Raw genomic sequence first — 14,290 nt, 5'->3', positions numbered from 1 at the left:
GTCAGTCGACCTCCTCAACCGTCACGAGGTGGCGGACGGTGTGCACCATGCCGCGGAACTCGGGGCGGTCCTCCTTGACAACCACGTCGTTGAGCCGCTTGAGGCCCAGCGAACGGAGGGTGTCGCGGTGGTTCTGCTTGCTACCGATGTAGGACTTCGTCTGCGTGATCTTGAGGTGCGCCATTACGCGGTCACCCCGGCACGCGCCCGCAGCAGAGCGGCGGGAGCAACGTCCTCCAGCGGCAGACCACGACGGGCGGCGATCTCCTCGGGACGCTGCAGTCCCTGGAGGGCCTCCACCGTGGCGTGCACGATGTTGATCGGGTTCGACGAACCGAGCGACTTGCTCAGCACGTCGTGGATGCCCGCGCACTCCAGAACGGCACGCACGGGGCCACCCGCGATCACACCGGTACCGGGGGAAGCCGGCTTGAGCAGGACGACGCCCGCAGCCTTCTCGCCCTGGATGGGGTGAGGGATGGTGCCCTGGATACGGGGGACCTTGAAGAAGTTCTTCTTGGCCTCTTCCACGCCCTTGGCGATGGCAGCCGGAACTTCCTTGGCCTTGCCGTAACCGACACCTACGGTGCCGTCACCGTCGCCCACCACGACCAGCGCGGTGAAGCTGAAGCGACGGCCACCCTTGACAACCTTGGCGACACGGTTGATCGCGACAACGCGCTCAACGTATGCGGTCTTCTCGGCGGCAGCGCCACCGTCGCGACCCTTCCGGTCCCGCCGCTCGCCGCCACCGGCACCGCTCCCGCGGCGCTGGGGTCCAGCCATTGGATTTACCTCTCTCTGTTACGTCCGCTAGCTCCGGAACCGGGGCTTAGAACTTCAGCCCGGCTTCGCGGGCGGCGTCGGCCAGAGCGGCAATCCGCCCGGCGTACTGCTTGCCACCACGGTCGAACACGACGGCCTCGACACCGGCGGCCTTGGCACGCTCGGCGACCAGGGAGCCGACCTTCTTGGCCTGAGCGCTCTTGTCGCCCTCGCCACCGCGAATCGACGCGTCCAGGGTCGACGCGGAGGCCAGCGTGTGGCCCGCGATGTCGTCGATGACCTGCGCGGTGATGCCACGGTTGGTCCGCGTCACCACCAGACGCGGACGCTCCGGCGTACCCGAAATCCGCTTACGGATGCGGATGTGGCGACGCTTAGCGGCGGCGCGCTTGTAGGCGTCACCCTTAGCGATCTTCACACCGTATGCCATGGCTTACTTACCAGCCTTTCCGACCTTGCGGCGGATGACCTCGCCGGCGTACTTGACGCCCTTGGCCTTGTACGGGTCAGGCTTGCGCAGCTTGCGGATGTTCGCCGCCACCTCGCCGACCTTCTGCTTGTCGATGCCCTCGACGCTGAGCTTGGTGGGCGACTCGACCTTGAAGGAGATCCCCTCGGGGGCCTCGACCAGGATCGGGTGGCTGTAGCCCAGGGAGAACTCCAGGTTGGAGCCCTTGGCCTGGACGCGGTAGCCGACACCGCTGATCTCGAGAGCCTTGCTGTAGCCCTGGGTCACGCCGGTGATCATGTTCGCCACCAGCGTGCGGGACAGGCCGTGCAGGGCCTTGTTCTGACGCTCGTCGTTCGGGCGGACAACGTTGATCACGCCGTCCTCACCCTTGGCGACCTCGATGGGTGCCGCGACGGTGTGCGAGAGGGAACCCTTGGGGCCCTTCACCGCGACCGTCCGGCCCTCGATGGTGACGTCCACACCAGCGGGAACCTGGATGGGCAGCTTGCCAATGCGCGACATTAGCTATTCCTCCGTTCCCTGGTTACCAGACGTAGGCGAGGACTTCCCCACCCACGCCCTTCTTGCTGGCCTGCTGACCGGTCAGGAGACCGTGGGACGTGGAGATGATCGCCACGCCCAGGCCGCCGAGGACCTTCGGCAGGTTGGTGGACTTTGCGTAGACCCGGAGGCCCGGCTTCGAGATCCGCTTGATGCCGGCGATCGAGCGCTCGCGGTTCGGGCCGAACTTCAGCTCGAGGACGAGGTTCTTGCCAACCTCGGCGTCCTCGACGCGCCAGCCGGTGATGTAACCCTCCTGCTGGAGGATCTCCGCGATGTGCGACTTGATCTTGCTGTGCGGCATCACGACGGTGTCGTGGTACGCCGAGTTCGCGTTCCGCAGACGGGTCAGCATGTCTGCGATGGGATCAGTCATGGTCATGAATTGGCCTTCGGCCTCTCTCGCCGGGGTTTCCTATGTGCGCCATCCCTCTCCCCGATCAGAGTCGGGACGGGTGCGGCGCGGGGACCTACGGCGTAGTAAGCGACGTTATGCGGGCTCGGCCCGCGGTCGGTCTCGGGCGGCGGGGCGCCCAAACCCTTCTACCCTACGGGAAAAAGGGGGTGGGTGCGCCCGCCGGCCGATTGCTTACCGAGAGCCCCGGTCATCCCAACTAAGGGATTACCAGGAGCTCTTGGTCACGCCCGGCAGCTCGCCACGGTGAGCCATCTCACGAAGGCACACGCGGCACAGGCCGAACTTGCGGTAAACGGAGTGCGGACGGCCGCAGCGCTGGCAGCGGGTGTACGCGCGCACACCGAACTTCGGCTTGCGAGCAGCCTTGGCAATCAGAGCCTTCTTCGCCATCTCGCTCACGCCTCCTTGAACGGGAAGCCGAGGTGACGAAGGAGAGCGCGGCCCTCATCGTCGTTGGTCGCCGTGGTGACCACGGTGATGTCCATACCCCGGGTACGGTCGATCTTGTCCTGGTCGATCTCGTGGAACATGACCTGCTCGGTGAGACCGAAGGTGTAGTTGCCCCGACCGTCGAACTGCTTCGGGGACAGACCACGGAAGTCGCGGATGCGCGGGAGCGCGAGCGACAGCAGGCGGTCCAGGAACTCCCACATGCGGTCACCGCGGAGGGTGACGTGGGCACCGATCGGCTGGCCCTCACGCAGCTTGAACTGCGCGATGGACTTACGGGCCTTGGTGACGGCCGGCTTCTGGCCGGTGATCGTGGTGAGGTCCTTGATGGCACCCTCGATCAGCTTGGAGTCGCGGGCGGCGTCGCCCACACCCATGTTGACCACGATCTTGGTCAGACCGGGGATCTGCATGACGTTCTCGTAGGAGAACTCGTCCTTCAGCTTCCCGGCGATCTCTTCGCGGTAGCGCGTCTTCAGACGCGGCGCGTTGGTGGTGGCAGTCATCAGATGTCCTCACCGGTCCGCTTGGCAACGCGGATCTTGTTGCCCTCGTCGTCGAAGCGGTATCCGACGCGGGTGACGACCTTGTTGCCGTCCTTCTCCACGACCAGCTGAACGTTGCTGACGTGGATGGGGGCCTCGGTCGTCACGATGCCGCCGGTCTTCGACCCACGAGCGGTCTGTCCGGCCTTGGTGTGCTTCTTGACCCGGTTGACACCCTCGACCAGGACGCGGTCCTCGCGGGGGAAGGCCTGGATGACCTTGCCCTGCTTGCCCTTGTCCTTACCGGTGATGACCTGGACCAGGTCGCCCTTCTTGATCTTCATCGGTTACAGCACCTCCGGCGCGAGCGAGATGATCTTCATGAACTTCTTCTCGCGCAGCTCCCGGCCCACGGGGCCGAAGATGCGGGTGCCGCGGGGGTCGCCATCGTTCTTGAGGATGACGGCCGCGTTCTCGTCGAAGCGGATGTACGAGCCGTCCGGACGGCGGCGCTCCTTGACGGTGCGAACGATGACCGCCTTGACGACGTCACCCTTCTTCACGTTGCCACCGGGGATCGCATCCTTCACGGTGGCGACGATGACGTCACCGATGCCCGCGTAGCGGCGACCGGAACCACCGAGAACACGGATGCAAAGGATCTCCTTCGCACCAGTGTTGTCGGCGACCCGCAGTCGCGACTCCTGCTGGATCACGTCTATCTCCTGTGTGTCTGCCGGTTCCCGGCAGGGGCTTTCCTCTGACGAGTGGGCCCCTGCCGAGCCTGGCGGAACTGTTCCTAGGGGGTCCCCCTAGGAGGGATTACTTGGCCTTCTCGAGGATCTCGACGATGCGCCAGCGCTTGGTGGCGGACAGCGGCCGGGTCTCCATCAGGAGGACGCGGTCGCCGACGCCGGCAGCGTTCTGCTCGTCGTGCGCCTTGAGCTTGTTGGTACGGCGGATGACCTTGCCGTACAGCGCGTGCTTGACGCGGTCCTCGACAGCGACGACGACGGTCTTGTCCATCTTGTCGCTGACGACGAGACCCTCACGGGTCTTGCGGAAACCGCGCTCGTTCGTCTCAGTCACATTCTTCTCGCTCATCAGGCGCTCTCCACCGTCTCGATGCCCAGCTCGCGCTCACGCATCAGGGTGTAGATCCGGGCGATGTCCTTGCGGACGGCCTTCAGCCGGCCGTGGTTCTCGAGCTGTCCGGTCGCCGCCTGGAAGCGGAGGTTGAACAGCTCCTCCTTGGCCTCACGCAGCTTGGCAACGAGGTCCTCGTTGTTCAGCTCGCGCAGCTCGGTCGCCTTGGTACCGGCCGCCATCACGACTCACCTGCCTCGCGCCGCACGATGCGGCACTTCATCGGAAGCTTGTGGGCGGCGCGGGTCAGCGCCTCCTTGGCAACCTTTTCGTTCGGGAAGGACAGCTCGAACATCACCCGACCGGGCTTGACGTTCGCGACCCACCACTCCGGAGAACCCTTACCGGAACCCATGCGGGTTTCGGCCGGCTTCTTCGTCAGCGGACGGTCGGGGTAGATGTTGATCCACACCTTGCCGCCACGCTTGATGTGACGGGTCATGGCAATACGAGCGGACTCGATCTGCCGGTTCGTCACGTAGGCCGGGGTCACGGCCTGGATGCCGTACTCACCGAAGGCCAGCTCGGTGCCACCCTTGGCCATACCGTTGCGCTTCGGGTGGTGCTGCTTGCGGTGCTTGACCCTGCGAGGGATCAGCATGTCGGTCAGGCCTCCGTTCCGGGGGTCTCCGCCGGAGCAGCGGCAGCGGCCTCGGCCTTGGGGGCCTCGGCAGCGGCGGTCTGCTGCTGCGGCTTGCGGCCACCGCGGCCGCCACGCTCGCCACCGCGGCGCGGGCGGTCGTTGCCGCCACCGCGGGCCGGGCGGTTACCCGCACGGGCGGCAGCGTTCTCGGCACGCACCTCGGCGATGTTCTTGACGTCGCCCTTGTAGATCCAGACCTTCACACCGATGCGGCCGAAGGTGGTCTTGGCCTCGAAGAAGCCGTAGTCGACGTTCGCGCGGAGCGTGTGCAGGGGCACACGGCCCTCGCGGTAGAACTCCGAGCGGGACATCTCGGCGCCGCCGAGACGGCCACCGCACTGGATCTTGATGCCCTTGGCGCCGGCCTTCATCGTCGACTGCATGCTCTTACGCATGGCGCGACGGAAGGAGACGCGGGACGAGAGCTGCTCGGCGACGGCCTGGGCCACGAGCTGAGCATCGGTCTCGGGGTTCTTGACCTCGAGGATGTTCAGCTGGACCTGCTTGCCGGTCAGCTTCTCCAGCTCGCCGCGGATGCGGTCGGCCTCGGCGCCGCGGCGGCCGATGACGATGCCCGGACGAGCGGTGTGGATGTCAACGCGGACGCGCTCACGGGTGCGCTCGATCTCCACCTTGGAGATACCGGCGCGCTCCATGCCCTTCGTCATCATGCGACGAATGGCGACGTCTTCCTTGACGTAGTCCTTGTACAGCTTGTCGGCGTACCAGCGGGACTTGAAGTCCGTCGTCACGCCGAGGCGGAACCCGTGCGGGTTTACCTTCTGGCCCATTACCGGGTTCCTTCCTTGCTGCTGACGACCACGGTGATGTGGCTGGTCCGCTTGCGGATCCGGTAGGCACGGCCCTGAGCACGCGGACGGAACCGCTTCAGGGTCGGGCCCTCGTCGACGTACGCCTCGCTGATAACCAGCGTGGAGGCGTCCGTGTGGTCGTAGTTGTGCGCGGCGTTGGCAATGGCGCTGTCCAGCACCTTGCCGACGGGCACGCTCGCGGCCTGCGGGGCGAAACGCAGGACCGCCTGAGCCTCCGTGGCATCCATGCCACGGATAAGGTCCACCACGCGGCGGGCCTTCATGGGCGTGACGCGGATGTACCGCGCCTGGGCCCTGGCTTCCATGGTTGTCCCTTCGGTGTCAGTCATAGTCTTCGCACTCCGCCGATCAACGACGCCGCGACTTGCGGTCGTCCTTCTCGTGGCCGCGGAAGGTGCGGGTCGGCGCAAACTCGCCGAGCTTGTGGCCGACCATCGACTCGGTGACGAACACCGGGACGTGCTTGCGGCCGTCGTGCACCGCGATCGTGTGGCCGAGCATGGCCGGGACGATCATGGAGCGGCGGGACCAGGTCTTGATGACGTTCTTGGTGCCGGCATCGTTCTGAACATCCACCTTCTTGGAAAGGTGGTCGTCGACGAAGGGCCCCTTCTTGAGACTGCGCGGCATCTAAACCCGCTCCTAGCGCTTCTTGTTCGTCTTGCGGCGGCGGACGATGTACTTGTTGCTGGCCTTCTTCGGCGAGCGAGTACGACCCTCCTTCTGACCCCACGGCGAGACCGGGTGGCGACCACCGGAGGTCTTGCCCTCACCACCACCGTGCGGGTGGTCGACGGGGTTCATCACGACACCACGCACGGTCGGGCGGACGCCCTTCCAGCGCATACGGCCGGCCTTGCCCCAGTTGATGTTCGACTGCTCGGCGTTGCCGACCTCGCCCACAGTGGCGCGGCAGCGGACGTCGACCAGGCGGATCTCACCGGACGGCATACGAAGGTGAGCCATGCGGCCCTCCTTCGCCAGCAGCTGCACGGAGGCACCGGCCGAGCGGGCGAACTTCGCACCGCCGCCCGGACGCAGCTCGATCGCGTGGATCGTCGTACCCACGGGGATGTGACGCAGCGGCAGGTTGTTGCCCGGCTTGATGTCGGCGCCAGGGCCGTTCTCAATCCGAGCACCCTGGACCAGGCCACGGGGCGCGATGATGTAGCGCTTCTCGCCGTCTGCGTAGTGCAGCAGCGCGATGCGCGCGGTGCGGTTCGGGTCGTACTCGATGTGCGCGACCTTGGCCGGCACGCCGTCCTTGTCGTGACGACGGAAGTCGATCACTCGGTAGGCGCGCTTGTGGCCACCGCCCTGGTGGCGAACGGTCACACGACCGGCGTTGTTACGGCCGCCCTTGCTGTGCAGCGGGCGGACCAGCGACTTCTCCGGCGTGGACCGCGTGATCTCGACAAAGTCGGCGACGCTGGAGCCACGACGGCCCGGGGTCGTCGGCTTGTACTTGCGGATACCCATTTCTCAGTCCTCGTCCGATTCCGGACGACTCGGACTCCGTTAGGAGACCGGGCCGCCGAAGATGTCGATACGGTCGCCCTCGGCGAGGGTCACGATGGCGCGCTTGGTGTTCGCACGCTTGCCGTAACCGGTGCGGGTGCGCTTGCGCTTGCCCTGCCGGTTGATCGTGTTGACCCCGGTGACCTTGACCGAGAAGACCGCCTCGACGGCCTGCTTGATCTGGGTCTTGTTCGCGCCGGGCGCGACGATGAACGTGTACTTGTTCTCGTCCAGCAGCGCGTAGCTCTTCTCGGAAACCACGGGCTTGACGAGAACGTCGCGCGGGTCCGTGAAGGTCTTGCTGGTGACGACGGCCTCAGTCATCAGGCGTCGCTCCCTTCGGTCTCAGCGGCCTTGGGGCCAGACACGAAGGACTCGAAAGCGGCCTTGGTGAAGACCACGTCGTCGGAGACGAGCACGTCGTACGTGTTCAGCTGGCCCGGCTCCAGGATGTGAACCTGGGGCAGGTTGCGGGCGGACAGCCACGCGGCCTCGTCGCTGCGCTCGGCGACCAGGAGCACGTTCTTGCGCTCGCTGACCTTGCCGAGGAGAGTCTTGGCGGCCTTGGTGGAGATGTCGCCCTCGACCACGCCGGCAACGACGTGGATACGGCTGTTACGGGCCCGGTCGGTGAGGGCACCGCGCAGGGCGGCAACCTTCATCTTCTTCGGGGTCCGCTGGCTGTAGTCACGCGGCACGGGGCCGTGGACGATGCCACCGCCGGCGAACTGCGGCGCACGGGTCGAACCCTGACGCGCCCGGCCGGTGCCCTTCTGGCGGTACGGCTTCTTGCCACCGCCGCGGACCTCGCCGCGAGTCTTGGTCTTGTGCGTGCCCTGACGGGCCGCGGCCAGCTGTGCGACAACGACCTGGTGGATCAGCGGAACGCTGACCTTGGCGTCGAAGATCTCCGTGGGGAGCTCGACGGTACCGGCCTTGTCGCCTGCCGGCGAAAGGATGTCAATGGTGCTCATCGGTTACCTCAGGCCCCCTTGGCCGCGGTACGGACCAGGACGAGGCCGCCGTTCGGACCAGGAACTGCGCCCTTGATGAGCAGCAGACCCTTCTCCGCGTCAACGGCGTGGACGGTCAGGTTCTGGGTGGTGACCCGCTCATTGCCCATACGGCCGGCCATCCGCATGCCCTTGAACACGCGGCCCGGGGTGGCGCAGCCACCGATGGAGCCCGGCTTACGGTGCACACGGTGGGCACCGTGGGACGCCTTGCCGCCATGGAAGCCGTGACGCTTCATGACACCGGCGAAGCCCTTGCCCTTGCTCTTGCCGGTCACGTCCACCTTGACGCCGGACTCGAAGGTCTCAGCGGTCACTTCCTGGCCGAGGGTGTACTCACCGGCATCGGTGGTACGGACCTCGACGAGGTGACGACGGGGGGTGACGTCGGCCTTCGCGAAGTGGCCCTTGAGGGGCTTGTTCACCTTGCGCGGGTCGATCTCGCCGAAGGCGATCTGGACGGAGTCGTAACCGTCCTGGTCATTGGTGCGCACCTGGGTAACGACACAGGGGCCGGCCTTCACCACGGTCACCGGGACGACACGGTTGTTCTCGTCCCAGACCTGGGTCATGCCGAGCTTCTCGCCCAGGATGCCCTTGATCTGCTTAGCCATCTCTTCCGCGCCTCTCAGAGCTTGATCTCGATGTCAACGCCGGCCGGAAGGTCCAGGCGCATCAGCGAGTCAACGGTCTTGGGCGTCGGGTCGAGGATGTCGATCAGGCGCTTGTGCGTGCGCATCTCGAAGTGCTCGCGCGAGTCCTTGTACTTGTGCGGCGACTTGATGACGCAGTACACGTTCTTTTCAGTGGGCAGCGGCACCGGGCCCGCGACCGACGCACCAGTACGGGTCACCGTCTCGACGATCTTCTTCGCCGACGTGTCGATGACCTCGTGGTCGTAGGCCTTGAGCCGGATGCGGATCTTCTGTCCCGCCATGGCTACTTCGTAGTCCTGTCTCTCGTAACGCTCTGGGACCCGGTACGTTCCCGTTCTTCTCCGACCCACGCGGTCGGGCGTGTCGCACCCCTTCTCGTAAATCCCCACAAGGGGGATCCTTCAAGAAGGAGAAGGCAGGGGAAGAACACCCACCGGGCGCCTGGCCGAGGCACCCCGCTGACGCTTCCCGGAAGATTCCCGTATTTCCGGCCCTGAGAAGGGACGACGAATACCTGGGACTCGCTTCCGGTCCTCCCGGCGGGAGGCGCGCAGCATCGGCACTCAACCGAGCAACCTGGACAGTGTGCCATACCCGGGACGCCCAAGGCCAATCGGACCCCAACTGTCAAGGAGCCCCGCCCACCTGATGGTGAGCGGGGCTCCTTGTGAGCTCCGGGGAGCTACGACCGGATCATCCGGATCAGCGAAATTACTTCGTGATCTTGGTGACCTGGCCGGCGCCGACGGTCCGGCCACCCTCACGGATGGCGAACTTCAGGCCCTCCTCCATGGCGACCGGCTGGATCAGCTGGACCGACATCTCGGTGTTGTCGCCCGGCATGACCATCTCGGTGCCCTCGGGGAGGGTCACCACACCGGTCACGTCAGTCGTACGGAAGTAGAACTGCGGACGGTAGTTGTTGAAGAACGGCGTGTGGCGGCCACCCTCGTCCTTGGAGAGGATGTAGGCCTGCGCCTCGAACTCGGTGTGCGGGGTGACCGAGCCCGGCTTGATGATGACCTGGCCGCGCTCGACGTCCTCGCGCTTGATGCCACGGAGGAGCAGACCGACGTTCTCACCGGCCTGGCCCTCGTCGAGGAGCTTGCGGAACATCTCGATACCGGTGACCGTGGTGGTGGTCTTCTCGGTCTTGATGCCGATGATGTCGACGGTCTCGTTGACCTTGAGGACACCACGCTCGATACGACCGGTGACAACGGTGCCACGGCCGGTGATCGTGAAGACGTCCTCGATCGGCATCAGGAACGGCTTGTCGACGTCACGCTCGGGCTGCGGGATCGCCTCGTCGACGGCGTTCATGAGCTTGAGGACGGAGTCGCCCCACTCCTTGTCGCCCTCGAGCGCCTTGAGCGCCGAGACCTTGACGACCGGAACGTCGTCGCCGGGGAACTCGTACTCGGAGAGGAGCTCACGGACCTCGAGCTCGACGAGCTCCAGGATCTCCTCGTCGTCCACCATGTCGGCCTTGTTCAGGGCGACAACGATGTACGGAACGCCGACCTGGCGGGCCAGGAGCACGTGCTCCTTGGTCTGCGGCATCGGGCCGTCGGTGGCGGCGACCACGAGGATGGCGCCGTCCATCTGCGCCGCACCCGTGATCATGTTCTTGATGTAGTCCGCGTGACCGGGGCAGTCGACGTGGGCGTAGTGACGGTTCTCCGTCTGGTACTCGACGTGCGCGATGGAGATCGTGATACCGCGCTGGCGCTCCTCAGGAGCCTTGTCGATCTGGTCGAAGGCCGAGGCCTCGTTCAGGTCCGGGTACGCGTCGTGCAGCACCTTGGTAATGGCGGCCGTGAGGGTCGTCTTACCGTGGTCAATGTGACCGATGGTGCCGATGTTGACGTGCGGCTTAGTCCGCTCGAACTTCGCCTTCGCCACTGGTTCCTCCTGAAGTGGTTCTGTACGCCTTACTCATCGGCGCCAGGTGATCTTTGCTGGGATGCCGGCTGACGGGGCAATCCTCACGGATTGCGGGGATTACCCCATCAGACGGTGTCAAGCCTAAAGCGTGTTCCGGCTCTCGGGAGACGGGACTACTCGCCCTTGGCCTTCGCGATGATCTCCTCGGCGACGTTCCGGGGAACCTCGGCGTAGGAGTCGAACTGCATCGAGTAGCTTGCGCGACCCGACGTCTTGCTGCGGAGGTCTCCGACGTAGCCGAACATCTCCGACAGGGGGACCAGGCCCGTGACGAGCTTGGCGCCGCTGCGGTCCTCCATGGACTGGATCTGACCACGGCGGGAGTTGATGTCGCCGATCACGTCGCCCATGTAGTCCTCGGGCGTGGTGACCTCGACCTTCATCATCGGCTCGAGCAGGGCCGGGGAGGCCTTGCGCGCGGCCTCCTTGAAGGCCATCGAACCGGCGATCTTGAAGGCCATTTCCGACGAGTCGACCTCGTGGAACGCGCCGTCGAGCAGGGTGACCTTGACGCCCGTCAGCGGGTAGCCGGCGAGAACACCGAACTCCATGGCCTCCTGGCAGCCCGCGTCCACGGACGGGATGTACTCCCGCGGGATACGGCCACCGGTGACCTTGTTCTCGAACTCGTACCCGTCGCCCTCAAGCGGCGCGATCGCGATCTGCACCTTGGCGAACTGACCGGAACCACCGGTCTGCTTCTTGTGCGTGTAGTCGAGACGCTCGACGGCCTTGCGCAGGGTCTCGCGGTAGGCGACCTGCGGCTTACCGACGTTGGCCTCGACCCGGAACTCACGCTTCATACGGTCGACCAGCACGTCGAGGTGCAGCTCGCCCATACCCGCGATGATGGTCTGGCCGGTCTCCTCGTCGGTGTGCACCTGGAACGAGGGGTCCTCTTCGGCGAGACGCTGGATGGCGACACCCAGCTTCTCCTGGTCGCCCTTGGACTTGGGCTCGATGGCGACCTGGATGACCGGGGCCGGGAACTCCATCGACTCCAGGATGACCTGGTTCGACGCGTCGCAGAGGGTCTCACCGGTGGTGGTCTGCTTCAGACCCATGACGGCGACGATGTCACCGGCACCCACCGACTCGATCTCCTCACGCTTGTTCGCGTGCATCCGGTAGATCTTGCCGATGCGCTCCTTCTTGCCCTTCACCGAGTTCTGCACCTGCGAGCCGGCCTCAAGGCGGCCCGAGTACACCCGGATGAAGGTGAGCTTGCCCAGGTGGGGGTCGCTCGCAATCTTGAACGCGAGAGCGGACAGCGGCTCGTCCTCGGACGGCTTGCGCTTGATGACCTCTTCCGGGTCGTTGACCGCGTGGCCCTCAATGGCCTCGACGTCCAACGGGGAGGGGAGGTAGCGCACGACCGCGTCGAGCAGCGGCTGGACACCCTTGTTCTTGAACGCGGTACCGCAGAACACCGGGGTAACGGTGGTGTTCTCGGCCTTGCCCGAAGCGATGGTGATCCGGCGGATCGCCGCGTAGAGCTGCTCCACGGTGGGCTCCTGGCCCTCCAGGTACAGCTCCATGATCTCTTCATCGTTCTCGGCAACGGCCTCGAGCAGCTTGCCGCGCCACTCGTCGGCGGCCTCGATGTGGGTGTCCGGGATGTCGACGGTGTCGTACATCTCGCCCTTGGCGGCCTCGGCCGACCAGACCAGGGCCTTCATCGTCACGAGGTCGACGACGCCCTTGAAGTCTGCCTCGGTGCCGATCGGCAGCTGCATCACGATCGGGGTCGCGCCCAGGCGGTCCACGATCATGTCGACGCAGCGGTGGAACTCGGCACCCGTACGGTCGAGCTTGTTGACGAAGCAGATACGCGGCACGCCGTAGCGGTCCGCCTGACGCCAAACGGTCTCGGACTGCGGCTCGACACCGGCAACGCCGTCGAACACCGTCACCGCACCGTCCAGGACGCGCAGCGAGCGCTCCACCTCGACCGTGAAGTCGACGTGGCCCGGGGTGTCGATGATGTTGATGGTGTTGTCGACGTCTTCCAGCGGCCAGTGGCAGGTCGTCGCGGCAGACGTGATCGTGATGCCGCGCTCCTGCTCCTGCTCCATCCAGTCCATCGTGGCAGCGCCGTCGTGGACCTCACCGATCTTGTACGAAACACCGGTGTAGAACAGGATCCGCTCGGTGGTGGTCGTCTTGCCCGCGTCGATGTGGGCCATGATCCCGATATTGCGGACCTTGGCCAGGTCAAGCGAAGTGGTAGCCATAGTGGCTCAATCTTCTCTCGGTCTCGATGTGGGTTGCGACTACCAGCGGTAGTGCGCGAAGGCCTTGTTGGACTCGGCCATCTTGTGCGTGTCCTCACGCTTCTTGACCGAAGCGCCGAGGCCGTTGGAGGCGTCCAGCAGTTCGTTCATGAGGCGCTCGGTCATGGTCTTCTCGCGGCGGGCGCGGGAGTAGCCCACGAGCCAGCGGAGCGAGAGGGTGGCGGCACGGCCGGGCTTGACCTCGACCGGAACCTGGTAGGTCGCGCCACCGACGCGGCGGGACTTGACCTCAAGGGTCGGCTTGATGTTCTCGAGCGCGCGCTTGAGCGTGATGACCGGGTCGTTACCGGTCTTCTCGCGCAGACCCTCCATGGCGCCGTAAACGATGCGCTCGGCGGTGGAGCGCTTTCCGTTCAGCAGCACCTTGTTGATGAGGGAGGTCACCAGAGGAGAGCCGTAGACCGGGTCGATGATGACCGGGCGCTTCGGGGCGGGGCCCTTACGAGGCATTCTTACTTCTCCTTCTTGGCGCCGTAGCGGCTGCGAGCCTGCTTGCGGTTCTTGACGCCCTGCGTGTCGAGGGAGCCGCGGATGATCTTGTACCGAACACCCGGCAGGTCCTTCACACGGCCGCCACGCACGAGCACGATCGAGTGCTCCTGGAGGTTGTGGCCCTCACCCGGAATGTAAGCGGTGACCTCGATCCCGCTGGTCAGACGCACACGCGCGACCTTACGCAGGGCCGAGTTCGGCTTCTTCGGGGTGGTGGTGAAAACACGCGTGCAGACGCCACGGCGCTGGGGCGAACCCTCGAGCGCGGGCGTCTTGTTCTTCTCGACCTTGTCCTGCCGGCCCTTGCGGACCAGCTGCTGGATCGTAGGCACCGTTTCTCCGGTTTCTGTGTGCCAGTCTCGGTAAAGCTAACCTGGAACATTCCCCGACCCACGCGGTCGGGTGTGTCGAATACTGCAGTCCGGTCCCTCGCTGGAACGAGTGAGGCGGCAGATTGCGGTGTCAAAACCCGGCTTCCGTGCTGGTGGCACTCCGGACGAAGTCCTCCCGCGGCCTTACGGCCCGGCAGGTACTCCAGTGGGAGAGTGCGCGCACGGCAGCCCAGGGACACCCCAGGCACAAGGTCAGAGCGTACCT

The 14,290-nt window shown here is 65.5% G+C and carries 24 protein-coding genes; all 24 read right to left on the bottom strand.

Annotated elements, in window-relative coordinates; genetic code table 11:
• Position 1 precedes the first annotated feature (1 nt).
• A complete protein-coding gene (gene rpmD, locus ACZ4XD_RS29050) occupies positions 2-184 on the bottom strand; it encodes a 50S ribosomal protein L30 (RefSeq protein ID WP_006604889.1) in 183 nt (60 codons plus the stop codon).
• Positions 184-786 carry a 30S ribosomal protein S5 gene (gene rpsE, locus ACZ4XD_RS29045; RefSeq protein WP_042155878.1) on the bottom strand — a complete coding sequence of 201 codons (603 nt, stop codon included), beginning with the start codon at positions 784-786 and terminating at the stop codon, positions 184-186. The genes rpmD and rpsE overlap by 1 nt, the downstream gene beginning before the upstream one ends.
• Before the next feature lie 46 nt (positions 787-832).
• Positions 833-1,216 carry a 50S ribosomal protein L18 gene (gene rplR / locus ACZ4XD_RS29040; RefSeq protein ID WP_042155876.1) on the bottom strand — a complete coding sequence of 128 codons (384 nt, stop codon included), beginning with the start codon at positions 1,214-1,216 and terminating at the stop codon, positions 833-835.
• 3 nt (positions 1,217-1,219) lie between these two features.
• A complete protein-coding gene (gene rplF, locus ACZ4XD_RS29035) occupies positions 1,220-1,759 on the bottom strand; it encodes a 50S ribosomal protein L6 (protein ID WP_042155875.1) in 540 nt (179 codons plus the stop codon).
• Between the two features lie 22 nt (positions 1,760-1,781).
• On the bottom strand, positions 1,782-2,180 hold the full coding sequence (gene rpsH / locus ACZ4XD_RS29030) for a 30S ribosomal protein S8 (RefSeq protein ID WP_006604885.1): 399 nt from the start codon (positions 2,178-2,180) through the stop codon (positions 1,782-1,784).
• A 240-nt stretch (positions 2,181-2,420) separates the two neighbouring features.
• Complete coding sequence (locus ACZ4XD_RS29025) at positions 2,421-2,606, bottom strand: type Z 30S ribosomal protein S14 (protein WP_003956452.1); 186 nt, start codon at positions 2,604-2,606, stop codon at positions 2,421-2,423.
• A gap of 5 nt (positions 2,607-2,611) precedes the next feature.
• Positions 2,612-3,172, bottom strand: a complete 561-nt coding sequence (rplE, locus tag ACZ4XD_RS29020; protein ID WP_018090895.1) for a 50S ribosomal protein L5 — start codon at positions 3,170-3,172, stop codon at positions 2,612-2,614.
• The gene (gene rplX / locus ACZ4XD_RS29015) at positions 3,172-3,495 is read right to left on the bottom strand and encodes a 50S ribosomal protein L24 (protein WP_030062892.1); all 324 of its coding nucleotides are present in this window, start codon (positions 3,493-3,495) and stop codon (positions 3,172-3,174) included. The genes rplE and rplX overlap by 1 nt, the downstream gene beginning before the upstream one ends.
• Positions 3,496-3,498: 3 nt before the next feature.
• Complete coding sequence (gene rplN, locus ACZ4XD_RS29010; protein ID WP_003998823.1) at positions 3,499-3,867, bottom strand: 50S ribosomal protein L14; 369 nt, start codon at positions 3,865-3,867, stop codon at positions 3,499-3,501.
• 106 nt (positions 3,868-3,973) lie between these two features.
• Positions 3,974-4,255 (bottom strand): 30S ribosomal protein S17, encoded by a 282-nt coding sequence (gene rpsQ / locus ACZ4XD_RS29005; protein ID WP_006604882.1) that lies wholly within the window; start codon positions 4,253-4,255, stop codon positions 3,974-3,976.
• Positions 4,255-4,479, bottom strand: a complete 225-nt coding sequence (gene rpmC / locus ACZ4XD_RS29000) for a 50S ribosomal protein L29 (RefSeq protein ID WP_004950453.1) — start codon at positions 4,477-4,479, stop codon at positions 4,255-4,257. Before rpmC ends, rpsQ begins: the two co-directional genes overlap by 1 nt.
• On the bottom strand, positions 4,479-4,898 hold the full coding sequence (rplP, locus tag ACZ4XD_RS28995; protein WP_004571829.1) for a 50S ribosomal protein L16: 420 nt from the start codon (positions 4,896-4,898) through the stop codon (positions 4,479-4,481). Before rplP ends, rpmC begins: the two co-directional genes overlap by 1 nt.
• A gap of 5 nt (positions 4,899-4,903) precedes the next feature.
• The gene (gene rpsC / locus ACZ4XD_RS28990; protein WP_018090897.1) at positions 4,904-5,731 is read right to left on the bottom strand and encodes a 30S ribosomal protein S3; all 828 of its coding nucleotides are present in this window, start codon (positions 5,729-5,731) and stop codon (positions 4,904-4,906) included.
• Entirely contained in the window at positions 5,731-6,078 is a 348-nt protein-coding gene (rplV, locus tag ACZ4XD_RS28985; protein WP_009997296.1) for a 50S ribosomal protein L22, read from the bottom strand. Before rplV ends, rpsC begins: the two co-directional genes overlap by 1 nt.
• Before the next feature lie 43 nt (positions 6,079-6,121).
• Positions 6,122-6,403: a 30S ribosomal protein S19 gene (gene rpsS, locus ACZ4XD_RS28980; RefSeq protein WP_018090899.1), complete on the bottom strand. Its 282-nt coding sequence runs from the start codon at positions 6,401-6,403 to the stop codon at positions 6,122-6,124.
• A gap of 12 nt (positions 6,404-6,415) precedes the next feature.
• Positions 6,416-7,252, bottom strand: a complete 837-nt coding sequence (gene rplB / locus ACZ4XD_RS28975; RefSeq protein ID WP_042155863.1) for a 50S ribosomal protein L2 — start codon at positions 7,250-7,252, stop codon at positions 6,416-6,418.
• Positions 7,253-7,291: 39 nt separating this feature from the next.
• Positions 7,292-7,615, bottom strand: coding sequence for a 50S ribosomal protein L23 (gene rplW / locus ACZ4XD_RS28970; protein WP_042155860.1), 324 nt, complete (start codon positions 7,613-7,615; stop codon positions 7,292-7,294).
• Positions 7,615-8,265 carry a 50S ribosomal protein L4 gene (gene rplD / locus ACZ4XD_RS28965; protein ID WP_042155858.1) on the bottom strand — a complete coding sequence of 217 codons (651 nt, stop codon included), beginning with the start codon at positions 8,263-8,265 and terminating at the stop codon, positions 7,615-7,617. Before rplD ends, rplW begins: the two co-directional genes overlap by 1 nt.
• Positions 8,266-8,273: 8 nt before the next feature.
• Entirely contained in the window at positions 8,274-8,918 is a 645-nt protein-coding gene (rplC, locus tag ACZ4XD_RS28960) for a 50S ribosomal protein L3 (RefSeq protein ID WP_030986140.1), read from the bottom strand.
• 14 nt (positions 8,919-8,932) lie between these two features.
• On the bottom strand, positions 8,933-9,241 hold the full coding sequence (gene rpsJ, locus ACZ4XD_RS28955) for a 30S ribosomal protein S10 (protein WP_004571821.1): 309 nt from the start codon (positions 9,239-9,241) through the stop codon (positions 8,933-8,935).
• 430 nt (positions 9,242-9,671) lie between these two features.
• Positions 9,672-10,865, bottom strand: coding sequence for an elongation factor Tu (gene tuf, locus ACZ4XD_RS28950; RefSeq protein WP_387247042.1), 1,194 nt, complete (start codon positions 10,863-10,865; stop codon positions 9,672-9,674).
• Positions 10,866-11,020: 155 nt separating this feature from the next.
• A complete protein-coding gene (gene fusA / locus ACZ4XD_RS28945) occupies positions 11,021-13,141 on the bottom strand; it encodes an elongation factor G (RefSeq protein ID WP_468046844.1) in 2,121 nt (706 codons plus the stop codon).
• A gap of 39 nt (positions 13,142-13,180) precedes the next feature.
• On the bottom strand, positions 13,181-13,651 hold the full coding sequence (gene rpsG, locus ACZ4XD_RS28940; RefSeq protein ID WP_004571813.1) for a 30S ribosomal protein S7: 471 nt from the start codon (positions 13,649-13,651) through the stop codon (positions 13,181-13,183).
• A 2-nt stretch (positions 13,652-13,653) separates the two neighbouring features.
• Entirely contained in the window at positions 13,654-14,025 is a 372-nt protein-coding gene (rpsL, locus tag ACZ4XD_RS28935; RefSeq protein ID WP_003948652.1) for a 30S ribosomal protein S12, read from the bottom strand.
• Between the last annotated feature and the right edge of the window lie 265 nt (positions 14,026-14,290).

The sequence above is a fragment of the Streptomyces sp. NPDC029466 genome, assembly GCF_055574515.1.
The sequence above is the reverse complement of the archived record's forward strand: the minus strand, read 5'-3'. Positions and strand labels throughout refer to the sequence as shown.